General features: G+C 71.2%; 24 protein-coding genes. 10 read left to right on the top strand and 14 right to left on the bottom strand.

Annotated features, from left to right (window positions below):
* Nucleotides 1-63: 63 nt before the first annotated feature.
* The 4 genes from ABT001_RS08475 to ilvA form a co-directional block, all read right to left on the bottom strand.
* Nucleotides 64-1,299: a helix-turn-helix domain-containing protein gene (locus ABT001_RS08475; RefSeq protein WP_351274226.1), complete on the bottom strand. Its 1,236-nt coding sequence runs from the start codon at nt 1,297-1,299 to the stop codon at nt 64-66.
* Between the two features lie 123 nt (nt 1,300-1,422).
* Nucleotides 1,423-2,286 carry an ABC transporter permease gene (locus ABT001_RS08480; RefSeq protein WP_351274229.1) on the bottom strand — a complete coding sequence of 288 codons (864 nt, stop codon included), beginning with the start codon at nt 2,284-2,286 and terminating at the stop codon, nt 1,423-1,425.
* Nucleotides 2,283-3,287: an ATP-binding cassette domain-containing protein gene (locus ABT001_RS08485; RefSeq protein WP_351274232.1), complete on the bottom strand. Its 1,005-nt coding sequence runs from the start codon at nt 3,285-3,287 to the stop codon at nt 2,283-2,285. The genes ABT001_RS08480 and ABT001_RS08485 overlap by 4 nt, the downstream gene beginning before the upstream one ends.
* Before the next feature lie 147 nt (nt 3,288-3,434).
* Nucleotides 3,435-4,664: a threonine ammonia-lyase gene (gene ilvA, locus ABT001_RS08490; protein WP_351274235.1), complete on the bottom strand. Its 1,230-nt coding sequence runs from the start codon at nt 4,662-4,664 to the stop codon at nt 3,435-3,437.
* Nucleotides 4,665-4,821: 157 nt separating this feature from the next.
* Here ilvA and ABT001_RS08495 point away from each other — a divergent pair, with 157 nt between their 5' ends.
* Together ABT001_RS08495 and ABT001_RS08500 are read left to right on the top strand one after the other, a co-directional pair.
* A complete protein-coding gene (locus ABT001_RS08495; RefSeq protein ID WP_351274238.1) occupies nt 4,822-5,352 on the top strand; it encodes a MarR family winged helix-turn-helix transcriptional regulator in 531 nt (176 codons plus the stop codon).
* A gap of 82 nt (nt 5,353-5,434) precedes the next feature.
* Nucleotides 5,435-5,626 carry a DUF1059 domain-containing protein gene (locus tag ABT001_RS08500; protein WP_351274240.1) on the top strand — a complete coding sequence of 64 codons (192 nt, stop codon included), beginning with the start codon at nt 5,435-5,437 and terminating at the stop codon, nt 5,624-5,626.
* Nucleotides 5,627-5,692: 66 nt separating this feature from the next.
* Here the strand turns inward: ABT001_RS08500 and ABT001_RS08505 are convergent, their stop codons facing one another.
* Nucleotides 5,693-6,838, bottom strand: a complete 1,146-nt coding sequence (locus tag ABT001_RS08505; protein ID WP_351274241.1) for a cystathionine gamma-synthase — start codon at nt 6,836-6,838, stop codon at nt 5,693-5,695.
* Nucleotides 6,839-6,916: 78 nt separating this feature from the next.
* Here ABT001_RS08505 and ABT001_RS08510 point away from each other — a divergent pair, with 78 nt between their 5' ends.
* The 4 genes from ABT001_RS08510 to ABT001_RS08525 all read left to right on the top strand — a co-directional run bounded on the left by ABT001_RS08510 (nt 6,917) and on the right by ABT001_RS08525 (nt 10,119).
* Complete coding sequence (locus tag ABT001_RS08510) at nt 6,917-8,020, top strand: hypothetical protein (protein WP_351274244.1); 1,104 nt, start codon at nt 6,917-6,919, stop codon at nt 8,018-8,020.
* A 42-nt stretch (nt 8,021-8,062) separates the two neighbouring features.
* Entirely contained in the window at nt 8,063-8,230 is a 168-nt protein-coding gene (locus ABT001_RS08515) for a hypothetical protein (RefSeq protein ID WP_351274247.1), read from the top strand.
* 67 nt (nt 8,231-8,297) lie between these two features.
* Nucleotides 8,298-9,008 (top strand): peptide-methionine (S)-S-oxide reductase MsrA, encoded by a 711-nt coding sequence (gene msrA, locus ABT001_RS08520; protein ID WP_351274250.1) that lies wholly within the window; start codon nt 8,298-8,300, stop codon nt 9,006-9,008.
* Between the two features lie 79 nt (nt 9,009-9,087).
* Nucleotides 9,088-10,119: a hypothetical protein gene (locus ABT001_RS08525; RefSeq protein WP_351274252.1), complete on the top strand. Its 1,032-nt coding sequence runs from the start codon at nt 9,088-9,090 to the stop codon at nt 10,117-10,119.
* A gap of 16 nt (nt 10,120-10,135) precedes the next feature.
* Here the strand turns inward: ABT001_RS08525 and ABT001_RS08530 are convergent, their stop codons facing one another.
* The 4 genes from ABT001_RS08530 to ABT001_RS08545 form a co-directional block, all read right to left on the bottom strand.
* Nucleotides 10,136-10,486, bottom strand: a complete 351-nt coding sequence (locus tag ABT001_RS08530) for a helix-turn-helix domain-containing protein (protein ID WP_351274254.1) — start codon at nt 10,484-10,486, stop codon at nt 10,136-10,138.
* A gap of 185 nt (nt 10,487-10,671) precedes the next feature.
* Nucleotides 10,672-12,051 (bottom strand): NADP-specific glutamate dehydrogenase, encoded by a 1,380-nt coding sequence (gene gdhA / locus ABT001_RS08535; protein ID WP_351274257.1) that lies wholly within the window; start codon nt 12,049-12,051, stop codon nt 10,672-10,674.
* A 431-nt stretch (nt 12,052-12,482) separates the two neighbouring features.
* Entirely contained in the window at nt 12,483-13,751 is a 1,269-nt protein-coding gene (locus ABT001_RS08540; RefSeq protein WP_351274259.1) for a L,D-transpeptidase, read from the bottom strand.
* Between the two features lie 181 nt (nt 13,752-13,932).
* The gene (locus ABT001_RS08545) at nt 13,933-14,334 is read right to left on the bottom strand and encodes a hypothetical protein (protein WP_351274262.1); all 402 of its coding nucleotides are present in this window, start codon (nt 14,332-14,334) and stop codon (nt 13,933-13,935) included.
* A 132-nt stretch (nt 14,335-14,466) separates the two neighbouring features.
* Here ABT001_RS08545 and ABT001_RS08550 point away from each other — a divergent pair, with 132 nt between their 5' ends.
* Nucleotides 14,467-14,787 carry a hypothetical protein gene (locus ABT001_RS08550; protein WP_351274264.1) on the top strand — a complete coding sequence of 107 codons (321 nt, stop codon included), beginning with the start codon at nt 14,467-14,469 and terminating at the stop codon, nt 14,785-14,787.
* 43 nt (nt 14,788-14,830) lie between these two features.
* Here ABT001_RS08550 and hutH read toward each other — a convergent pair whose 3' ends face one another.
* The 5 genes from hutH to ABT001_RS08575 all read right to left on the bottom strand — a co-directional run bounded on the left by hutH (nt 14,831) and on the right by ABT001_RS08575 (nt 20,798).
* Nucleotides 14,831-16,381, bottom strand: a complete 1,551-nt coding sequence (hutH, locus tag ABT001_RS08555) for a histidine ammonia-lyase (RefSeq protein ID WP_351274267.1) — start codon at nt 16,379-16,381, stop codon at nt 14,831-14,833.
* 58 nt (nt 16,382-16,439) lie between these two features.
* Complete coding sequence (locus ABT001_RS08560) at nt 16,440-17,606, bottom strand: GGDEF domain-containing protein (RefSeq protein ID WP_351274270.1); 1,167 nt, start codon at nt 17,604-17,606, stop codon at nt 16,440-16,442.
* Nucleotides 17,607-17,681: 75 nt separating this feature from the next.
* Nucleotides 17,682-18,494 carry an enoyl-CoA hydratase/isomerase family protein gene (locus ABT001_RS08565; protein ID WP_351274273.1) on the bottom strand — a complete coding sequence of 271 codons (813 nt, stop codon included), beginning with the start codon at nt 18,492-18,494 and terminating at the stop codon, nt 17,682-17,684.
* A gap of 90 nt (nt 18,495-18,584) precedes the next feature.
* Nucleotides 18,585-19,775, bottom strand: coding sequence for an adenylate/guanylate cyclase domain-containing protein (locus tag ABT001_RS08570; protein ID WP_351274275.1), 1,191 nt, complete (start codon nt 19,773-19,775; stop codon nt 18,585-18,587).
* Nucleotides 19,776-19,928: 153 nt separating this feature from the next.
* Nucleotides 19,929-20,798: a biotin--[acetyl-CoA-carboxylase] ligase gene (locus ABT001_RS08575; RefSeq protein WP_351274278.1), complete on the bottom strand. Its 870-nt coding sequence runs from the start codon at nt 20,796-20,798 to the stop codon at nt 19,929-19,931.
* Between ABT001_RS08575 and ABT001_RS08580 the strand changes: the two genes are divergently transcribed.
* The 3 genes from ABT001_RS08580 to ABT001_RS08590 are packed head-to-tail and all read left to right on the top strand — an operon-like array spanning nt 20,797 to nt 22,771.
* Nucleotides 20,797-20,946, top strand: a complete 150-nt coding sequence (locus tag ABT001_RS08580; RefSeq protein WP_351274280.1) for a hypothetical protein — start codon at nt 20,797-20,799, stop codon at nt 20,944-20,946. The two genes, ABT001_RS08575 and ABT001_RS08580, sit on opposite strands and share 2 nt — an antisense overlap.
* 22 nt (nt 20,947-20,968) lie before the next feature.
* Nucleotides 20,969-22,549: an acyl-CoA carboxylase subunit beta gene (locus tag ABT001_RS08585; RefSeq protein ID WP_351274283.1), complete on the top strand. Its 1,581-nt coding sequence runs from the start codon at nt 20,969-20,971 to the stop codon at nt 22,547-22,549.
* Between the two features lie 15 nt (nt 22,550-22,564).
* The gene (locus ABT001_RS08590) at nt 22,565-22,771 is read left to right on the top strand and encodes an acyl-CoA carboxylase epsilon subunit (protein WP_351274286.1); all 207 of its coding nucleotides are present in this window, start codon (nt 22,565-22,567) and stop codon (nt 22,769-22,771) included.
* Nucleotides 22,772-22,843 lie beyond the last annotated feature (72 nt).

The following is a 22,843-nucleotide window of genomic DNA, read 5'->3' on the forward strand; positions in this document are numbered from 1 at the left end:
GACCAGGCTGACCCCGTAGTAGTTCGCTGGCCGGGCGCCAGGAAGTACTACGGCGCGTGGTAGTCAGCCGGAGACCTCGAGATGGGTTGCCATGTCACGCATGTCCTGCGTCAGCGTCCGCTTCCGGCGCTGCAAGATGTCCTGCACGATCCGCCGGGCCATGGTCTGATGCCGCAACCACTCCGGAGCCGACGCCTTGATCCCTGCCAGCTCGTCCATCGCATCCTGATGCGCCCCGAGGAGTACGTGTGCCCGGGCGACGTCCAAACGGTGCCGGTCCCAGTTGTTCGGACTCGGCCGGCCGAGCTTCTTGAGCGCCTTGCCGCTGACAGGACCATCATCAGCTCGGCTGAGCACCCCCCGCGCGTCACCGATGAGGGACAGGTCCTCGATCGCCTTGGTCTCGGCCGTCACCGGCCCGAACGTGCCCCAGTGCCGCGCGAAGTCCATGTGCTCCCGGCCGAGCGCGCTCGCAGCCGTCGTCGCCATGCGTCGGGCCTCCCCGGCCACGTCCGGGCGGTTGTTCCGGATCGCGGCGGACGCCACACGCTGAAGCAGCTCACCCCAGACGGCCAGTTGCTCAGGCAGCGCACTGGACATGCGTGGTTCGACCTCGTCGGCCGTCACGGTGGCCAGGTGCTCGGCCTCGTCGAACCGGTCCTGCCGCAGGAGCAACCACCCCATGCCGACGACACCGTTCGTGGCGAGCTGGACCTCGCCTACCGATCGAGCGTCCTGGATGCCTCGCGAGAGGGCGTGGTACGCCAAGTCGTAGCGTCGGACCTGAGTCAGGTACTTGCCAGTCAGCAGGAAGGCCCTGGCGCGAGTGATCACGGCCTGTCGACGGTCTCCGCCGTCGTCGCTGAGCACGACAGCCGCTTCGGCAGCCCTCAGGATCCCCGGCAGCTTCTTCGCCACGCTGTCGTAGCGGTCCGAGCGATACAGGGCGTGCTGATCCTCGATGTCCCGCTGGAGGGCGGGCAGCGAGATCTCCTGCTCCGGTTCGGCGGCCAGCGTTTCGACCAGGCCGACCGGTGGCATGAGCGCCCGGCGTAGCTCGGTCAGTTTCGGCCCGTCGCCTGCGTTCACGCGGACCGGATCAGGCGCCTCAGTGGCGAAGAGGCTGGATGTCGTGGTGCCAAGGGCACGCGCAAGCATGCGGATCGTCTCGACTTGGACGTTCCCTCCCTGCTCGACCTTGCGCACCACACCCACGGACAGTCCGGCCTCTTCGGCAAGCCCTTCCTGGCTCAGCCCGACCCGACGGCGGTGGTTACGAATATTGTCGGACAGTGACATCCCATCACCTCTCAGCCAGGGTATGCCCTTACGAGTACGGGCCAAGCCCCCACAGGGAACTCCTGTAGAGGGCTCGGGACAACACACGGATCGGCATGAGCCGCCGTCAGCAGGGCGCGCCCGTCACACAGTCGCCTGGCGGTACTTGCGGACCGCCAGGGTCCGGAAGACCAGGATGATCAGGACCGACCAGATGATCGAGGCCCAGACCGGGTGCTCCATCGGCCAGGCACCGGTGACCGACTGCGGAACGCCCGGCATCGTGTTCCCGAAGAGTTCACGGGCACCCGCCACCGTGGCACTGAAGGGGTTCCACTCGGCGACGTGCTGGAGGAACGTCGGCATGCCGGTCACCGGCACGAAGGCGTTCGAGATGAACGTCAGGGGGAACAGCCAGATCAGCCCGCCGGAGGTGGCCGCCTCCGGGGTCCGCACGGTCAGGCCGATCAGGGCTCCGATCCAGGAGAAGGCGTAGCCGAGCAGGAGCAGGAGCAGGAAGCCGCAGAGCACCTTGCCGATGTTCTCGTGGGCGCGCCAGCCGACGATCAGGGCGACCCCCGCGAGCACGACGAGGGTGAGGGTGGTCTGGACGAGGTCGGCGAGCGTCCGCCCGGTGAGGACGGCGCCCCGCGCCATGGGCAGCGACCTGAAGCGGTCGATCAGCCCCTTGTGCATGTCGTCCGCGATGCCCGCACCGGCGCCCGCGGTGGCGAAGGTGACCGTCTGCGCGAAGATCCCTGCCATCAGGAACTCCTTGTACAGCTGCGGGTCGGTGGAGCCGCCGATGCTGATCGAGCCGCCGAAGACGTACGTGAACAGCACCACGAACATCACCGGCTGGATGACCCCGAAGAGCATCATCTCCGGGATGCGGCTCATGCGGATCAGGTTGCGACGGGTGATCACCAGGGAGTCGGCCACCGATCGGCTGATCGCCCCGCGCGACTTGAGCGGTGCCGGTTTCGTCGCGTCCGTGACGGCGCTCATTCCCCGGTCTCCTTCCGGCCCTCTGCGGCCTCGGTCGATGCGTCCTCGCCGTTCCTCTCCAGCTCCGCCGCGTGGCCGGTGAGCGAGATGAAGACGTCGTCGAGGGTGGGGCGTCGCAGCCCGATGTCGTCGATCTCCACGCCGTGGGTGTCGAGGTCGCGGATGACCTCGGCGAGCAGCTTGGCCCCGCCGGTGACCGGGACGGTCAGCTTGCGGGTGTGTTCGGCGACGGTGATCTCCCCCTTGCCGTACGTGGCGAGGACCGAGCGGGCGGGCGCGATCTGGTCGGGCTGGTGGACGACGACCTCGACGCGCTCGCCGCCGGTGCGGGCCTTGAGCTGGTCGGAGGTGCCCCGGGCGATGACCTTGCCGTGGTCGATGACGCAGATGTCGTGGGCGAGGTGGTCGGCCTCCTCCAGGTACTGCGTGGTGAGCAGCAGTGTCGTGCCGCCCGCGACGAGGTCCTCGATGACCTCCCACAGCTGCTGCCGGTTGCGCGGGTCGAGTCCGGTGGTGGGTTCGTCCATGAACATCACCGGCGGGGACACGACGAGTGCCGCCGCCAGGTCGAGGCGGCGGCGCATGCCCCCGGAGTACGTCTTCGCGGTGCGGTCGGCCGCGTCGGCGAGGTTGAACCGCTCCAGGAGTTCCCCCGCCCGCTTCTTCGCGTCGCGTGAACTCATCTGGTAGAGCTGCCCGACCATCCGGAGGTTCTCACGGCCGGTGAGGTATTCGTCGACGGCGGCGAACTGGCCGGAGAGGCCGATCGAGCGGCGCACCGCGTCGGGGTCCTTGAGGACGTCGATGCCCGCCACGACAGCCCGTCCGCTGTCCGGTCGGAGCAGGGTGGTCAGGACACGTACGGCCGTCGTCTTGCCGGCGCCGTTGGGCCCCAGCAGTCCGAGGACGGTTCCTTCGGGTACGTCGAGATCGACGCCGCCCAGTGCTCGTACATCGCCGAAGGTCTTCACCAGGCCTTCGGCGTAGATGGCGCCTGGCATACGGACTCCCCCAGTTGCTTCGCGTGGATTCCTGACCGGATCGTAGGGTTCGCGGCCCCCGTAGGCCGGGATCTCCGGGCGGTTCGGCGATGCAAGGTAACGCGATACATCGCGACCGGCAACAGGATTACAGGGGGATCCGGACGCTCAGAGGCGCACCAGGTAGCCCGCCTCCCGGAGCGCCGCGGCGACCTCGTCGCAGTGCTCGGGCCCCTTGGTCTCCAGGTGCAGTTCCACTTCCGCCTCGGTGAGCCCGAGCCGCGGATCGGTCCGCACGTGGCTGATGTCGAGCACGTTGGCGTCGGCGACGGTCAGGGTGGCGAGCAGCGCGGCGAGCGCGCCCGGGCGGTCGGTGAGGCGTAGCCGCAGGCTCAGGTAGCGGCCCGCCGCGACCATGCCGTGGGTCAGGACGCGCTGCATCAGCAGGGGGTCCATGTTGCCGCCCGACAGCACGGCGACGACGGGTCCGCGGAACGACTCGGGGTCGCTCAGCAGCGCCGCGACCGGGCTCGCCCCGGCCGGCTCGACGACCATCTTCGCCCGCTCCAGGCACAGCAGCAGGGCGCTGGAGAGCTCGTCCTCGGAGACCGTTCGGACCTCGTCCACCAGCTCCTGGATCAGCGGGAACGTGAGATCGCCGGGGCGGCCGACCTTGATCCCGTCGGCCATGGTCTGTACGGAGTCGAGCGCCACCGGATGCCCTGCGGAGAGGGAGGGCGGGAAGGCTGCCGCGCCCGCCGCCTGGACGCCGACGATCTTCACGTCGGGGCGCAGCGCCTTCACCGCGACGGCGATCCCCGCGGCGAGACCGCCGCCGCCGACGCCGACGACGATCGTGCGGACCTCCGGGCACTGTTCGAGGATCTCCAGGCCCACGGTGCCCTGCCCCGCGATGATGTCCGGGTGGTCGAAGGGGTGGATGAAGACGGCGCCGGTCTCCTCGGCGTACTCCTGGGCGGCGGCGAGCGTCTCGTCCACCACATGCCCGTGGAGCCGGACCTCGGCCCCGTAGTCCCGGGTCGCGGCGACCTTCGGCAGGGGCGCTCCGACGGGCATGAAGACCGTGGAGCGTACGCCGAGCAGCGAAGAGGCGAGTGCGACACCCTGCGCATGGTTTCCGGCACTCGCGGCCACCACGCCGGCGGCCCGTTCGACGGGGCTGAGGCCGGAGATCCGTACGTACGCACCGCGCAGTTTGAACGAACCGGTGCGCTGGAGGTTCTCGCACTTGAGGTGGACCGGGGCGCCGACGAGGTCGGTGAGGTGACGGCTGCCCTCCATCCCGGTCGTTCTGGCGACCCCGGACAGCATCTTCTGCGCGCCTCGGACGTCGTCGAGGATCAGCGGAGGAAAGGGGCCTGACGTACGGAAGCTCATGACCACAAGTCTTGCAGCTCGGAGCGGTCGGGGCCGTGGCATCTCATGGCGGCCTGCGGGGGTGTCCACAGCTTTGTGCAGCGCTGGTACACGTTGCCCCGTGGCCGCGTACTCTGTCCCCCACCCATCCGACACCGCACGAAGAGAGCCCCCGGCCATGCCCCCTCAGGACATGACGACTGATGCGTCTCCTTCCGGGGGCGCGGCCCCCGGACACCCGGGAACGGACCACCTGCTCGACGCCCTTCAGCACCAGGTGGCGGTCTTCGCCCGCCGTGCCGAGCAGACCCGCCTCGGCGGGGTCGGCCAGGTCCGCAACTCGATGGACCGGGCCGCATATCTGCTGCTCAACCGGCTCGACGTGGAAGGCCCCATGGGCGTCAAGGCGCTGGCCGCGGGCATGGGGATCGACTCCTCGACCGTGACCCGGCAGGTCGCGCCGCTCGTCGACACCGGCCTCGTCAAGCGGACCTCTCACCCGGAGGACGGGCGTGCCGTGGTGCTGCAGCTGTCGCCGCGCGGCCAGGCCCGGCTGAACGAGGTCCGCGCCTCGCGGCGTGAGCTGATGGTCCAGGTGACCGACGGGTGGACCGAGGAGGAGCGCGACACGTTCTGCGCCCTGCTGACCCGGTTCAACGGCTCGCTCGCGGCCCGGCAGACGGGGTTCCAGCCGGCGCAGGAGGACTGATCCGGCCGTTTTTTCGGCCTGATCGTCCGGCTGATCGGATCTACCCTGGAAGGGCCTGCACTCGCGAGTCGAGGAGGCCGTCATGACACGGAAAGTCGCCGACTGCCGTAATTATCCGAGCGTCTCGAACTGCTCGCTCACCATTTCCGGTGAGGAGGACGAAGTGGTCCGCGCCGCCGCCGAGCACGCGGTCTCGGTGCACGAGCACACGGACAGTCCGGAGCTGCGCGAGCAGGTCCGGGCCTCGCTGGAGGACGAGAAGGCCGCTGTCTGACCGCTGTACGCGCCGTCCGGCGGCCGGGACCATGCGCTGGTCCCGGCCGTCGGACCGTTTCGGCTGTCAGCCGAGGGCCTGCGTCAGGTCGGCCAGCAGGTCGTCGGCGTTCTCGATGCCGACGGACAGCCGGACCAGGTCGGCCGGCACCTCCAGCGGAGAACCCGCGGCGGAGGCGTGCGTCATACGGCCCGGGTGCTCCAGGAGCGACTCGACGCCGCCGAGCGACTCCCCGAGCGTGAAGAGCTTCGCGCGGTTGCAGACCTCGACCGCCGCCTCCTCGCCGCCCGCGACCCGGAACGACACCATCCCGCCGAACGCCCTCATCTGCTTGGCGGCGATCTCGTGGCCCGGGTGGTCCGGCAGCCCCGGGTAGAGGACCTTGGTCACCTTGGGGTGCCGGGTCAGCAGATCGGCGACCTTCGTCGCGTTCTCGTCGTGGCGGTCCATGCGGACGGCGAGGGTCTTGATGCCGCGCAGCACGAGCCACGCGTCGAACGGCCCGGCCACGGCGCCCATCGCGTTCTGGTGGTACGCCAGTTCCTCGGCCAGCTCAGGGTCGCTGACGACGAGCGCGCCGCCGACGACGTCCGAGTGGCCGCCCATGTACTTGGTGGTGGAGTGCACCACGACGTCGGCGCCGAGCGAGAGCGGCTGCTGGAGGTAGGGGCTGGCGAAGGTGTTGTCGACGACGAGCCGGGCGCCGGCCTGGCGGGCCACTCCGGCGACGGCCGCGATGTCGGTGATGCCGAGCAGCGGGTTCGAGGGCGTCTCCACCCAGATCGCCTTGGTGCGCGGGGTGAGGGCCGCGCGGACGGCGCTCACGTCCGAGGTGTCGGCCACCGAGAACTCGACGCCCCAGCGCGAGGCCACCTTCGCGAACAGCCGGAACGTGCCGCCGTAGGCGTCGTTCGGGATGACCACGTGGTCCCCGGGTGTCAGCAGGGTGCGCAGGAGGCAGTCCTCCGCTGCGAGGCCCGACGCGAAGGCGAGCCCGCGACGCCCGCCCTCCAGCGCCGCCAGGTTCTCCTCCAGCGCGGTGCGGGTGGGGTTGGCGCTGCGGCTGTACTCGTAGCCGCCGCGCAGCCCGCCGACGCCGTCCTGCTTGTACGTGGACACCTGGTAGATCGGCGGGACCACTGCGCCGGTGAGGGGATCCGCCGTGTTGCCGGCGTGGATCGCGAGGGTCTCGAAGCTGTGCTGGTCGCTCATGGGGCCGAGCGTAGTTCGTCGGGAGGTGTGCCACGGGCCACTCGCCGCCCCGATACCCGTCCGGGGACAATGGGCCGCATGGAGATTCTGTGGTTCCTGCTCGCCCTGTGCATGCTCCTCGCCGTCGTCGGCCCGATCGTGCGGCGGCGCCGTGGTGGCATTCACCAGGTCGCGCCCGGCTCGCCCGACGCCGCCGACCCCGACACGTACGGCTTCGCGCGCCAGGAGGAGCTGGACGTCCGGATGCCCGGGCCCGACCAGGACCTGCTGGACGTCCTCGATGTCGTCCAGGGCACCGGGAGCTGGCGGGCAGCGTCCCAGCTGCTCGCGGGCACGCCGAAGGAGAGCGAGATCCGCTGGCAGCGGGTGCAGGCGTTCGCCGGCGCGGCGTCCCTGGAGCTGGCGCAGCGGCCGGGTGAGGGCGGGGCCTGGCTGAGGACGTGGCGGGCCGAGGCCCCGAAGGACGCGGGCGCGGCGGCGGTGCACGCGGAGTTCCTGGTGCAGCAGGCGTGGCGCACCGGGACCGTGGGCACCGACGACTTCCGGATCATCCTGGAGGAGGCCCGTACGGTCTGCGGCGAGGCGGCCCTGCTGGCACCGGGCGACCCCGTCCCGTACATCGTGGAGCTGGCCGCCGCCCGTGGACTGGGTTACTCGCACGAGGAGTTCGACCAGCTCTGGGCGAAGATCATCGACCGTGCGCCCGCGCACATGGGCGCGCACATCGCCGCCCTGCACTTCTGGTGCGAGAAGTGGCACGGCTCCCGCGAGGAGGCCGACCGCTTCGCGACGGCGGCCGCCGCCCGCGCCCCGCAGGGCTCGCTCCTCGCCGCGCTGCCGCTGTTCGCGGTGTACGAGCACCTGCCCGAGGTCAATCTGGTGCAGGGCTTCTACCGTGGCGTCGTCGTGACGAAGGCGGTCGAGGGGGCGATGTTCGCGGTGCACGCCGCCCGCGCGGACGACCCGATGCTCGCCCACGTCCGGCACCTGCTGGTCCTCTTCCTCGTCCGTATGGAGCGCTGGTCGGAGGCGATGCGGCAGTTCGTCCACATCGACGGCCACGTGGGCGCGCTGCCCTGGACCCAGAATCCGGACCCGGCCGCCGAGTACACGGTGTACCGGGCGCTGGCCGTCGCCGGGTACGAGGCGAACGGCGGCAGCCCCGCCACGCTGCTCCACTGACCGGCGTACCACCGCCCCCTCCGGATTGGACCGGCACACCCCATGGAACGACTGATCCCGCTGATCCTGATAGCCCTCGCCGTCTGGTTCTGGCTGCGGGCACGCAAGAAGACCGCCGCGTACATGGCTTCGTACGAGAACCCGGCCCCCCGGGACCGCGACGGAGGCGACGACGCGCGGCGCGATCCCCCGGCCCCCGGGACGACCTGACCCCGGAATCCACGGCGCCCCCGCGGCGTTGTACGGAGCGAACCCCGACCCCCGGAGGAGCCCCCGCATGTTCCTGACCCACCGCACCCCGCAGCTCCCCACCCCGGAGGAGGCCCTGCGCGGCCGCCCCACCCCCGAATTCACGGTGCCGTCCCGCCACACGGTCCTCGGCAACCCGCTGACCGGCCCGTACCCGCAGGGCCTGGAGGTCGCCGACTTCGCGCTGGGCTGTTTCTGGGGCGCCGAGCGCAAGTTCTGGCAGACCGAGGGCGTCTGGACGACGCTCGTCGGCTACCAGGGCGGTTACACCGAGAACCCGACGTACGAGGAGACCTGCTCGGGTCTGACCGGCCACACGGAGGCGGTCCGTGTCGTCTTCGACCCGGCGGTCGTGAGCTACGCCGACCTGCTGAAGCTCTTCTGGGAGTCCCACAACCCGACCCAGGGCTTCCGCCAGGGCAACGACGTGGGCACCCAGTACCGCTCGGCGCTCTACCCCCACTCCCCCGAGCAGGCGGAGGCCGCGGAGGCGTCCCGCGAGGCGTACCAGCAGGTGCTGACGGGCGCCGGCTTCTCCACGATCACCACGGAGATCCTCCCGGCGGAGGGCCGCACCTTCTGGCCCGCCGAGGCGTATCACCAGCAGTACCTCGACAAGAACCCCGACGGCTACTGCGGCATCGGCGGCACGGGGGCGACGCTGGAGTCCCCCTCGGAGACGAACTGGGGCCGCTCCTGCCCGACGGGCATCGCCCCGGCTCCCGGCGCCGCGGAGTAACCGCCCGACGAGCTCACGCCCGTCGGGGCGTGGGCTCGGAGGCCGGTCGGTTGTCAGAGCCCGCTTCTATATTGGCGCCATGGTGATCACCAAGCAGATCCTCGCGGACGCCTGGCGGCGGACGGCCGCACGGCATCCCCTGCTCGACGGGGTCGAGCTGCCGCCCGTGACGCTCTCGGAGGACGAGCTGGAGGAGTGGGCCTGGCGCGCCGAGGAGACGGGGGACGGCGGCCTGTTCCTGCTGCTCGGCGAGGACGGCACGGTGCACGGCCGGCACGGTCCCTACCGTGAGGTCTTCGCCTCCCGCGACCTCGAACAGGTGCTGTACCTGGTCGCCGAGGCCGCGATGCGGGAGCGCGGCGACGGCCTCGGGGAGGCCGCCGACGCGCTGGGCCGGATCGATCCGGCGTGGGGCCGGCGGTTCCGCGGGGGCGGCCTGGACGACCCGGGGGTGGTCGAGGCCTGCGGGCGCGATCCGTTGGAGGGATTCGCCTGGATAGCCGGGTCCTGGCGTGACCAGGCTCCGTACACGACGCTTTCCTTCTACCGCGCGGCGCCCGGGCGGACCATCGACGCCGAACGGCTGGCCCTGCTCTACGGGGCCGATCCCGCGCAGGTCGCGGCCGGTACCCGCCTGAAGGACCTGGAGGCCATCGACAGCGACCGGCCCGACCGGGAGCGGCAGTGGGAGAGCTGCTGCTTCGGTGAGGCGGGCGGGTGGACCTTCCTTCTGCACCATGACACGCCTCCGGGAGCCTACGCCGACAAGGAGGCGTACGCGGCGCTCGGGATCAAGGCGAACGTGCGGCTGACCGCCACCTCCGCGAAGGCCATCTACACCTTCGACTACATGCGGGACGGCCGCCCCGTCGCCGACGACATGACCGCGGTGGAGCTGATCTGGTACGAACACGGCCGCGCCCCCTTCCTCCGGGGCGGCGAGCTGGACTTCGTCAACCGGGCCCTGCGCCGTGCCGAGCTGGACCACCCCGAACTGACCAACACGTTCGAGCTGTACTTCCACGCCTTGGAGGAGTCCCTGGGCCTGCGTCTCCCCCGCCGTGACTTCGCGGAGAAGGAGGTGCGGGCCGCGTACTGGGCCGGGGCCTGAGGGTTGCCCCGGCGGCTCAGGCGGCCAGCCGCACCTCGCCCATGGGGGGCCGGACGGACGCGGTCCGGGTGCTGTGCCTGGCGAGGTCCCGCTGGGCCAGGGACAGCACGTCGGCCAGCCCGAGACCGAGCGAGCGGGCCGCCGCGGCGAGGACCTCGGACGAGGCCTCCTTGCGGCCGCGTTCGACCTCGGAGAGGTACGGCACGGAGATCCGGGCGTCCTCGGCCACGTCCTTGAGCGTCCGCTCCTGGGCGAGGCGCTCGCGGCGCAGGACGTCCCCGACGACGTCCCGCCAGAGGGGCTCCCTGGCGGGAGGAGCGGGGCGCAGGGGGATGACGCGGGCACGGTTCGGCGCGTGGCTGCTCATCGCCCCAGCCTAGGAGCGGTGTGCCCGGCGCGGGAAGGGAAAGCCCTCCGCGCCGGGCGGATCTGCTGACGGCAGAACGGCGTTGCCGCGAGGGGCCGTCAGCCGCCGATGTCGGCCTGCTCAGGACCACCGTCCTGACGCAGGCCCGGGGGCTCCCCCACCCCGGGCCCTGCGTGGCGCCAGGATCAGATGAGGCCCTGCGCCAGCATCGCGTCCGCGACGAGCTCGAAGCCCGCGATGTTGGCGCCCACCACGTAGTTGCCGGGGCTGCCGTACTTCTCGGCCGTGGTGTGGCAGGAGTCGTGGATGTGGCGCATGATCTGCGCCAGTCGCTCCTCGGTGTGGGCGAAGGTCCAGGAGTCGCGCGAGGCGTTCTGCTGCATCTCCAGGGCGCTCGTGGCCACTCCGCCGGCGTTGGCCGCCTTGCCGGGCGCGAAGGCGACGCCGGCCTTCTGGAAGACCTGGACGGCGTCGGGGGTCGTGGGCATGTTGGCGCCCTCGGCGACCGCCTTCACGCCGTTGCGCACGAGGGCGAGGGCGTCGGCCTCGTGGAGCTCGTTCTGGGTGGCGCAGGGCAGGGCGACATCGACGGGGACGTTCCAGACGCCCGTGCCTTCGACGTACGTCACCTGCTCGCCGCGCCGCTCGGCGTACTCGGAGATCCGGCCGCGGCCCGTCTCCTTGATCTCCTTGAGCAGTTCGAGGTCGATGCCCTTCTCGTCGACGACGTAGCCGCCCGAGTCGGAGCAGGTCACGACGGTCGCGCCGAGCTGCTGGGCCTTCTCGATGGCGTAGATGGCCACATTGCCGGAGCCGGACACCGCGACGCGCTGGCCGTCGAGGGACTCGCCGCGCACGCGCAGCATCTCGGCGGTGAACAGGACACAGCCGTAGCCGGTCGCCTCGGTGCGCGCCTGGGCGCCTCCCCAGCCGAGGCCCTTTCCGGTGAGGACGCCGGACTCGTAGCGGTTGGTGATCCGCTTGTACTGGCCGAAGAGGTAGCCGATCTCCCGGCCGCCGACGCCGATGTCACCGGCGGGGACGTCGGTGTACTCGCCCAGGTGGCGGTGGAGTTCGGTCATGAACGACTGGCAGAAGCGCATGACCTCGGCGTCGGAGCGGCCCTTGGGGTCGAAGTCGGCGCCGCCCTTGCCGCCGCCGATCGGCATGCCGGTGAGGGCGTTCTTGAAGATCTGCTCGAAGCCGAGGAACTTCACGATGCCGAGGTTGACCGAGGGGTGGAAGCGCAGCCCGCCCTTGTAGGGGCCGAGCGAGCTGGAGAACTCGACGCGGAAGCCGCGGTTGACGTGGATGTCGCCGGCGTCGTCCGACCACGGCACGCGGAAGATGAGCTGGCGCTCGGGCTCGCAGATGCGCTCGATGATGCGGGCGTCGACGAACTCCGGGCGCTGCGCAAGCACGGGGCCCAGGGTTTCGAGGACCTCGCGCACCGCTTGGTGGAACTCGCCTTCGCCCTGGTTGCGTCGCAGGATCTCCGCGTAGAGCGGCTCGATGACGCGGTTCTCGGCGGTGTGCGGGGTGAGGGAGTCGGAGCTGGCCGGCATCTGATCAAGACCTTCCGTGGGTGGGCTCTTGCGCGTCGGCGCTCCCTGTCCCCGGAGGCGCCACCGGCCCGTGGGGGCCGTTGCACCTGGCAAGTCTCGCAGCGCGGTCCGGCCCGGTCCGGCCGACATCCACATAGTGACCATGACCGCAGGGGTCGTTATGCGGCTTCTGTCCCCGTACACCCGCTCCGGGCCGGACGGATGGGCCGGGCGCCACAGGCGCCGTGAGGCCGCCCGGGTGGCGAACCTCACAGCCCCCAGTGGGGGGCCGTGAGGTCCGCGCGGCCTCGGATCGGGCTCGGGGAGCCTCGCGACGAGAGCGGGACGAGAGCCCTTTCCGGCGCGCCCACGCCGAAGGCGGCGGCCCCGGAGGAGTCCGGGTGCCGCCGCCTTCGGGAGGAATGCGGAAGGGAGAGACGTGCGGTCGGGGATCAGGCCGCGGAGCCCGCCGTCCACTCCGACCAGTTCATGTTCCAGCCGTTGAGGCCGTTGTCCGGCGCGATGGTCTTGTCCGGGGAGTTCTTGACGATGACCACGTCGCCGAGCATGGAGTTGTCGTAGAACCAGGCACCGGCCGTACCCGGGTCGTCGGCACCCTTCGTGTCGGCCAGGCCGACGCAGCCGTGGCTGGTGTTGGCGCTGCCGAAGATCGACTTTGCGCCCCAGTAGTTGCCGTGGATGAAGGTGCCCGACGTGGACAGCCGCATGGCGTGCGGCACGTCCTTGATGTCGTACTCACCCTTGCCGTCGTCGTCCGTGAAGCCGACCGTCGAACCGTCCATGCGGGTCTCCTTGAACTTCTCGGAGATCACCATCTGGCCGTTGTACGTCGGGTTATCGGAGGAGCCGGCGGAGATCGGGATGGTCTTGATCGTCTTGCCGTCCCGGGTGACGGTCATCGTGTGCGCCTTGGCGTCCACGGTGGAGACCTGGTTACGGCCGACCTTGAAGGTGACCGTCTTCTGCTGCACGCCCACGACGCCGTCGGCGCCCTCGACACCGTCCAGCGCCAGCTTCAGCGTGACGGTGGAACCGCCCTGCCAGTAGTCCTCGGGGCGCAGGTCCAGGCGCTTCTCGTTGAACCAGTGGCCGACGACTTCCTGACCGCTGCTCGACGTCACCTTGATGCCGTCCTGGACGGCCTTCTTGTTGGTGATCGCCTTGTTGAAGTTGATCGACACCGGCATGCCCACGCCGACGGTGGAACCGTCCTCGGGGGTGAAGTTGCCGATGAAGCTGTTCTCCGGCGAGACCGTGGTGAAGGAGCTGTTGGCGTGCGCGGCGCGGTCCTTGGAGTCGGTCGCGGTCGCGCTGATCTTGTACGTCGTCGAGCGTTCGAGCTGGCCGCTCGGCTTCCAGCTGGAGCCGTCGGCCGCGAGGGTGCCCTCGACCGCGTCGCCCTCCGCCGTGGTCATGGTGACCTCGGTCAGCTTGCCCTTGGCGACGGTGACCATCGCGGCGTTGTTGATGCTCGCGTTGGTCGCGCCGTTCTTCGGCGCGATCGTTATCTGCGCCTCGGAGGCGTCCTTGGCGGCCGCCTCGTCCACCTGCGCCTGTGACGTCTTCGAGCTGTCGGAACTCGCGCTGCCCGATCCGCCGTCGTCACTACAGGCGGAAAGCACCAGTACGCCGCCGAGCAGTGCGGACACGGCCGTGAGGCCCCTGCGCCGCTTGCTGTCCGTCATCACACGCTTCTCCATCGTTGCCGATTCCCCAAGATCCCCGGACAGGGACGCCCGACGGCGTCTCCCCGTCATTCTTCTTAGAACGCCGTGACCGGGTCGTCCGTTCCACATCCATCGCGGATGTGGGGAACACCACTCATCGACGCACCCAGGACCGCGGCGGTTCCCGCCACCCAGGAGGAGTGCCTCGTGGGCGTCAGCGTTCCGTATTCCCGCTTCCTTCTTCGTCGTCCGTCGCATTGTCCTCGATCCCGTAGTACGCCTCGTCCCCGTCCTCTCCGGCGGCCCAGTCCTCGGCGTCGGGGTCGTAGTCGATCGTCTCGCTGCTCCAGGAGGCCTGGGCGAGCTCGACCCCGGGCACCTGGCTGACCAGATCGAACGGGTCGATCAGCGAAGCGAGGGCCTCCGCCGCGTCTTCCCTGACCGTCTCCTCCGCATGCGTGCGTTCCTCGGCGGACTCGTCGGCGGAGACTCCGTCGGCGGTGAAATCGGCGGCGATGCTCTCCAGCGCCGTCCCGGTCAGGGCGTCCACGTCGCTGATCTCCAGCACCATCTCCACGCGAAGCCGAACAAATGAGGGTGTCTCAGAAGTACTCATACGCGGGAGCGTAAGGCCCCCGGGAGCCGCGGGTTTCCTCCGACCCGCTGCTTTGCTTAGCATCGGCCCACGGGGCCGACCCAGAACGCAACACAGGCCCTAACTGATGGCTGTCGCAAGGGGATCGATTCTGTGTCCATGGCTCGTCGCACGCTGCTGACCACCACAGCGGCAGGCACCCTGCTCTGCGCTCTCTGGTTCGTCCCGTCCGCGAAGGCGACCGACGAAACAGGCCCGCGGAGTGGTTCCACCGGCTCGTCCGCCGGTGCCTCCACCGAGGCCCGTCAGGCTCCCGCCACGGGGGAGTTCACCTCCGACGACAGGCTCGCCGACACCGGGGCGGGCTTCGACACGACTCCCTATCTGATCGGCGGCACGGTCTCACTGGCCATCGGCGCGGGGTTCGTCCTCCACTCGGTACGCCGGGGCGGGACGCTGAGCACCGGGCTCTGAGGAGGTGAAGGGCTGCCGCACCCGTGCGGCAGCCCTTCACCCGTCAGGCGAGCGGTCCGGTCACCGCCTCCGCGGCCGCGACCAGCTTCCCCTCCCGGACGAAGGCGTCCGCGGCGGCCAGGTCCGGGGCGAGGTAGCGGTCGGGACCCGGCCCCTCGACGCCGGCGGCCCGCAGTGCCCCGATGACGGCCTGCGAGGCGGGTGCGGGGGTCAGCCCCTCGGCGGCGCGCAGCTCGACGGCGCGTGCGGCGGCGTACAGCTCGACGGCCACGATCCGCGAGAGCCCCGCGACGGCGGTACGCAGCTTCCGCGCGGCCGACCAGCCCATGGAGACGTGGTCCTCCTGCATCGCGGAGGACGGGATCGAGTCGACGGACGCCGGGACCGCGAGCCGCTTCAGCTCGCTGACCAGGGCGGCCTGCGTGTACTGGGCGATCATCAGCCCCGAGTCGACCCCGGCGTCGTCGGCGAGGAACGGCGGCAGCCCGTGCGAGCGGTTCTTGTCCAGCAGCCGGTCCGTGCGGCGCTCGGTGATCGACCCGAGGTCGGCGGCGACGATCGCCAGGAAGTCGAGGACGTACGCGACCGGCGCGCCGTGGAAGTTGCCGTTGGACTCGACCCTGCCGTCGGCGAGCACCACCGGATTGTCCACGGCGGAGGCCAGCTCGCGGTCCGCGACGAGCCGCCCGTGCGTGAGGGTGTCGCGTCCCGCGCCGTTGACCTGGGGTGCGCAGCGTACGGAGTAGGCGTCCTGGACGCGGGGGGCGTCGTCCTGGTGGTGGCCGGTGAGTCCCGAACCGGCGAGCACCCGGAGCATGTTGTCGGCCGAGACTCCCTGGCCGGGGTGCGGGCGGATGGCGTGCAGTTCGGGTGCGAGGACCCGGTCGGTGCCGAGGAGCGCCTCCAGGGAGAGCGCCGCGGTGATGTCCGCGCCGGTGTAGAGGTTCTTCAGGTCGGCGAGGGCCATGACGAGCATCCCCAGCATGCCGTCGGTGCCGTTGAGGAGGGCGAGGCCCTCCTTCTCGCGCAGCTCGACGGGGGCGATGCCGTGCGCCGCGAGGAGCTCACCGGCCGGCCGCACGACGCCGTCGGGGCCCTCCGCCTCGCCCTCGCCCATCAGGGTCAGGGCGCAGTGCGAGAGCGGGGCGAGGTCACCGGAGCAGCCGAGCGAGCCGTACTCGTGGACGACGGGGGTGATGCCCGCGTTGAGCACGTCGGCCACGGTCTGCGCGACCTCCGGGCGTACGCCGGTGTGGCCGGAGGCGAGCGTCTTCAGCCGGAGGAACATCAGCGCGCGGACGACCTCGCGCTCGACATGGGGGCCCATGCCCGCAGCGTGCGAACGGACGATGTTGCGCTGGAGCCGCGCCCGGAGGTCCGGGCCGATGTGCCGGCTCGCGAGGGCGCCGAAGCCGGTGGAGACGCCGTAGACCGGCTCGGGCTTGGCGGCGAGGGCGTCGACGATCTCGCGTGCGGCGGCGAGCGCCTCGACGGCGGCTGCGGAGAGCTCGACCCGGGCGCCCTGGCGGGCCACGGCGACGACGTCCTCGGCAGTGGTCCCGGACGTCCCCACCACGACTGTGTGCATATCCATATTCAGAAGCGTACGGACTGAAAGCCACTCTGTCACGAGTGGTCGGCCGGTTGACCCCTTACCTGTCCCTGTCGGGAGGATTGCCGCGCAGCCTGCGCCGGTCGTGGGGGGACTTCGGCGGGGAGTCCGCCAGCCGGATCACGTCACCGTCGCGCCCCGCGACCACCGGCCGCCTGGAATGGGCGGCCTTCGCCTGGTACTGGGCGGCGTCCGCCAGCCGGAAGAGCCGGCGGGCGGACGGGACCGGGCCGATGTCGTCCCCCGTGGACGCGACGCCGCAGGCGACCCCGTCGCCGAGTTCCAGTGCGACGGCCCGCGCACAGAGCTCCTCGGAGACCCGGACCACGTCCTCCGCCGGGGGACCCACGGCCAGCAGACAGAACTCGTCCCCGCCCAGGCGCGCGGCCAGCGCGCCGGGAAGCATCGCGCCGCAGAGCGACAGCACCGAGCCGAAACGTTCCAGCAGGCGGTCGCCGACCGCGTGGCCGTGCGTGTCGTTGACCACCTTGAGCCCGTTCACGTCGCAGACGACCAGGCTGACCACGGCACCCTCGGTGCGGTGCAGGTCCAGCGCCTCGTCGAGGCGGAGGTCGACGGCCCTGCGGTTCGCGAGGCCGGTCAGCGGATCGGTGAAGGCCAGCTTGCGGACCTCCTCCAGTCGCTCGGTCTGCGCGATACCCGCCGCGACGACGGCGGCCAGCACGGTCGCGAAGTCCGCGTCGTCCCGGTCGAACACCGGAGCACCCGCCGGACGGGCCACGTACAGCTCGCCCCAGGCCCGCCCGTGCAGCACGATCGGCGCCACCACGCAGCAGCCCCGCCCACGCCGGCGCAGCGCCGCGACCCGCTGGTGGCAGTACGGACGGGTGCCCCGGGCCGGCGTGCCGACGGGAGGGGTGCCGTCGGCGGTCTCCACCCAGGCATCGGGCTCACCGCCGCCCGCCCAGCGCTCGTGCAGGAATTCGGTGATCTCCGGGAACTGGTGCACCGGGTAGGACTCGGCCTCGGGGAACTCCTCCTCCCCCTCCGCCCGCTCACCCGCGTTGACCAGCACGCGGAGCCTGCCCTGTTCCCGCTCCCACACCGAGAGGGCGGCGAAGCTGCCCCCCAGCGCCTGACACGCCCCCACCGCCGCGGCGTGCCAGGACTCCCGCGGGGTGCAGGCCGCCGCCATCGTCTGTGCCAGCGCAACCACGGCGCGCAGCCGCGCATCATCACCGCCCATCGCCCCAGCTTATGTACGAATGCGACGATTCGATCAGTTGGCAGCGCTGATGATCTTCGACCTGGCGGCCCGGCCCTACTCGCCTGGCCAGCTGGGCTTCCGCTTCTCGTTGAACGCGGCGACGCCCTCGGCCCGGTCCCCCGAGAAGGCCACGGACCGCCAGGCGGCGTCCTCGACCTCCAGTCCGGCCCTCAGGTCCAGCCCCTGCCCCAGCCGCAGCGCCCGCTTGGCGGCCCGGAGCCCCACCGGCGAGTTCGCCGCGATCCGGGCACCGAGGGCCAGGGCCTCCTCACGGTCCCGGCCCGCCTCGGTCAGCTGGTCGACCAGGCCCAGCTCGGCCGCCTCGGCCGCCTCCACCCGCCGCGCGGTGAAGACCAGCTCGGCGGCGCGTGCCGCCCCGACGCGGCGGGGCAGCAGCTGCGTACCGCCGCCGCCGGGGATCACACCGACGGACACCTCGGGCAGGCCGACCACGGCCGTGCGGTCGGCCACGATCACGTCGCAGGCCAGAGCGAGCTCGAAGCCGCCACCGAGGGCGTAGCCGTGCACGGCGGCCACGACCGGCATCGGCAGCTCCAGCACGCCGGTGTACGCGGCCCTCGCCGTGGGCCGCTGCCGCACGAGCTCGGCGTCGGTGAAGGAGTTCCGCTCCTTGAGGTCCGCGCCGACGCAGAAGGCCCGCTCATGGCTGGAGGTGAGCACGGTCGCCCGCACGCCCTGATCGGCGCCGAGCGCGGCGCAGGCGTCGGCGATGGCGCGCGCCATCGCCGTGCTGACGGCGTTCATGGCACCTGGACGGTCGAGCACCAGCTCGGCGACGTGGTCCTGACCCTCGTGCCGCCGTACGACGACGAACTCCCCGAACCTCTGCTCCGACGTGACACCCATGACTCTGCACCCCTCCGGTTAACGAGCGTTACCGGGATCCTAGGGCGGGTCCGGCCGCACGGGGAGGGGCGAGCACCCGACCCCGTACCGTCAGGTCGCCGCCTTGCCCCGCCGGGCCAGCAGCCAGGGTTCCACCACGCCCAGACCGCGCACCGGACGCTGCCACATCGGCTGCAGCCCGAAGCGGTACGTGGGCAGCGGTGGCTCCTCGTCCGTGCGGTGGCCCTCCTCCGCCGCCAGCCGGGCCCGCTCGGCCACCGCGGCGGCCTCCTCGGCCTCGGACGCGGGGGCGTCGCCGTTCCTGATCAGTTCGGCGGCGAACGCGCCGTCGACCAGCACCGCGTCCTTCGGCGCTATCGACGTGAGCCGGCTGGCGAGGTTCACCGTCGTGCCGAAGACGTCGCCCATGCGCGTGGTGACCGTGCCGAACGCGATGCCGACCCGCAGCGCGGGCATCGTGGAGTCCTGGGCCATCGCCTCGACCAGCCGGAGCGCTATCTCGCCCGCCGTGCCCGCGTCGTCGGCGGCGAAGAGGACCTCGTCGCCCAGGGTCTTGATGAGCCGTCCGCCGTGGGCCGCTACCAGGTCGGCCGAGGTCGTCTCGAAGGTCTCGACCAGCTCGCCCAGCTCCTCCTCCTCCAGCCGCCGGGTCAGCCGGGTGAAGCCGACCAGGTCGGCGAAGCCCACGGCGAGCCTCCGGTCGACCATCTCGTCGTCGTCCGTCGCCTGCACGACCCGGCCCGTGGCGGCGGCGAGCTGACGCCGCCACACGTAGACCAGGAATTCCTGCAGCTCGGGCAGGAGGAGCTCGATCAGCGGATAGGTGACCTCGGTCCGGGTCATGCCGGGCTCGGGAGGCTCCGTCAGCCCTTCCAGGAAGGAGTCGATCTGCCAGTCCGCGAGCCGGGCGGTGGTCTGCCCGGTCGACCGGGCCACCTGGATCGCCATCGGCTCGCTGAGCAGCCCCGCCTCCACGAGCCCGGCGAGCCGGCGCAGCGCCAGCACGTCGGCCTCGGTGAGCGCCTTGGCCTGTCCGATGTCGGCGAAGCCCATCGCCCGCCAGAAGCGGGACGCCAGGTCCATGGAGACCCCGGCGGTCCTGGCCGCCTGGAACGGCGTGTAGCGGCGGTCGGCCCCCAGGATCAGGGCCTCCAGCCGGATGGCGAGCGGGTCGTCCGTCGGTTCGGCCGTGTGGTCGACCTCGTGATGCGGTGTCGAGTGGACGGACGGTCCCGACGAGGGCTCCGCGCCGTCGTCGGAGTTCGTGTCGTCGACGGTCACCGGCCGCCTCCTGCCCGTTCCCTGCGCACTGCCCTGCCGATCTGTCGCTGGATCGCCTCAACGATACGGCAGGTGTGCCCTGGCTCACGTCCTGGTGGCGCGGTTCCGGGGCTCGCCTTCCCTGACATCACCCGTATGTGCGGGGCGGCCGGCTCAGACGAGACCGCCCGCCTCCCCGCGCAGGTGGACGATGTCCCCGGCCGACACGGGCTCCTGGAGCCCGTCGGCCGTGGCCAGCACGAGCCGCCCGTCCCCGTCGATCGCGACGGCCTCACCGACGACGGACCGGTCACCCGGCAGCTCGGCCCGCACGGTCCGGTCGAGCGTGGCGCAGCCCGCCGCGTAGGCCGCCTGGAGCCCGCTGTCGGCGGCGTCACCGTCCGCGGCCCGCCATTGGCCGTACCACTGCTCCAGCGAACGCAGCACGGCCCTGAGCAGGGTCTCCCGGTCGGTGGAGACCGCTCCGGCGAGTGCCAGCGAACCGGCGTGCGGGGCGGGCAGCTCGGCCGCGCGCAGCGACACGTTGAGGCCGATGCCGATGACGACGCCGTCCCCGGCCCGCTCGGCGAGGATGCCGCCGGTCTTGCGTTCCGTGCCGCCGACCGTCACCAGGAGGTCGTTGGGCCATTTCAGTGCCATGTCGACGCCCGCCGACTGCGCGAGGCCGGTCGCGGCCGCGACACCGGCGAGCAGCGGGAGCCATCCCCAGCGCTCGACGGGCACGCCGCCGGGGGTCAGGTAGACCGAGAGGAAGAGGCCCGAGCGGGGCGGTGCGGTCCAGCTCCGGTCGAGGCGTCCCCGCCCGGCCGTCTGCTCCTCGGCGACCAGCACCGCGCCCTCGGCCAGATCGCCTCCGGCCGCTCGTGCCGCGAGGTCGGAATTGGTGGAGCCGGTCGCCTCGACGACGTCGAACGAGGACCAGAGCCCGTCGGGCCTCAGCAGCCCCCGGCGGAGCGCCGCGACGTTCAGGGGCGGCCTGTCGAGGTCCGACCAGCGGTTGTGCGGCGCATCAGGTGGTGTCATGCAACCCACATTAGGTGTGGCAAACGACGCACTGCCGAACGGTATCCACGCCGATACGCTACGGATCAGTAGCTACGCCGACGAGCAGGTAGCCGTCGAGCACGCATGGGTCCAGCACGTCCACTGGATGAACCAGTCGTCCCCGTGATCAGGCAGGGAGCCGCCACCCGATGTCCGAGCCGCAGAGCGACATCCACACCACCGCCGGCAAGATCGCGGACCTGCAGCGCCGTATCGAAGAGGCCACACACGCAGGTTCCGCACGTGCCGTCGAAAAGCAGCACGCGAAGGGCAAGTTGACCGCCCGGGAGCGGGTCGACCTCCTGCTCGACGAGGGTTCCTTCGTGGAGCTCGACGAGTTCGCACGGCACAGGTCCACCAATTTCGGGATCGAGAAGAACCGCCCGTACGGGGACGGCGTCGTCACCGGTTACGGCACGGTCGACGGCCGGCCGGTCTGCGTGTACTCGCAGGACTTCACGATCTTCGGCGGCTCGCTCGGCGAGGTCTACGGCGAGAAGATCGTCAAGGTCATGGACTTCGCGATGAAGACCGGCTGCCCGGTGATCGGCATCAACGACGGCGGCGGCGCCCGCATCCAGGAGGGGGTGGCCGCCCTCGGGCTGTTCGCCGAGATCTTCCGCCGCAACGTGCACGCCTCGGGTGTCGTGCCGCAGATCTCCCTGATCGTCGGACCGTGCGCGGGCGGCGCGGTCTACTCCCCCGCGATCACCGACTTCACGGTCATGGTCGACCAGACCTCGCACATGTTCATCACCGGTCCGGACGTCATCAAGACGGTCACCGGTGAGGACGTCGGCTTCGAGGAACTGGGCGGCGCCCGCACCCACAACACCACGTCCGGCGTGGCCCATCACATGGCGGGCGACGAGAAGGACGCCATCGAGTACGTCAAGTCCCTGCTGTCCTACCTCCCGTCGAACAACCTCTCCGAGGCCCCCGTCTTCCCCGAGGAGGCGGACCTGGGGACCACGGACGAGGACCGCGAGCTCGACAGCCTCATCCCGGACTCGGCGAACCAGCCGTACGACATGCACACCGTCGTCGAGCGCGTGCTCGACGACGGTGAGTTCCTGGAGACGCAGGCCCTGTTCGCGCCGAACATCCTCACCGGCTTCGGGCGCGTCGAGGGCCACCCGGTCGGTATCGTCGCCAACCAGCCGATGCAGTTCGCCGGCTGTCTGGACATCGACGCCAGCGAGAAGGCCGCGCGCTTCGTGCGCACGTGCGACGCGTTCAACGTGCCGGTCCTCACCTTCGTCGACGTCCCCGGCTTCCTGCCGGGTGTCGACCAGGAGTACGGCGGCATCATCAGGCGCGGTGCCAAGCTGATCTACGCGTACGCCGAGGCGACCGTCCCGCTGATCACCGTGATCACCCGCAAGGCGTTCGGCGGCGCGTACGACGTCATGGGGTCCAAGCACCTGGGCGCCGACCTGAACCTGGCCTGGCCGACCGCGCAGATCGCGGTGATGGGCGCCCAGGGCGCGGTGAACATCCTGCACCGCCGCACGATCGCCGCCGCCGACGATCCGGACGCCACCCGTGCCGAGCTGATGGCCGACTACGAGGACGCCCTCCTCAACCCGTACGTCGCGGCCGAGCGCGGCTACGTCGACGCGGTGATCATGCCGTCCGACACCCGGGCGCACCTGGTGAAGGGCCTGCGCCAGCTCCGTACGAAGCGCGAGTCGCTGCCGCCGAAGAAGCACGGCAACATTCCCCTCTGATCACCAGGAGCCATCATGATCAAGGTCGTGCGGGGCAACCCCACCCCGGAGGAACTGGCCGCCGCCCTCGCGGTGGTACGGGCGCGCGCGGCGGCGGTGGCCGCGGTGCCGCCCGGTGATCCGCTGCCGCCCGAGGAGTGGTCGGACCCGGGCAGGATCGCCCGCCGGGGCGCCCTGCGCCCGGGGCCCCGCTCGTGGGCGCGGACGTACTGGCCCTCCTGAGGAGCCGACGAGCGGCGCCTGAGTACGCGTACTCAGGCGCCGCGGCCGTCTCCGGAGCACCATCGGCGCCTG

Source organism: Streptomyces sp. NPDC002793 (genome assembly GCF_040295485.1).
Lineage (GTDB): Bacteria > Actinomycetota > Actinomycetes > Streptomycetales > Streptomycetaceae > Streptomyces.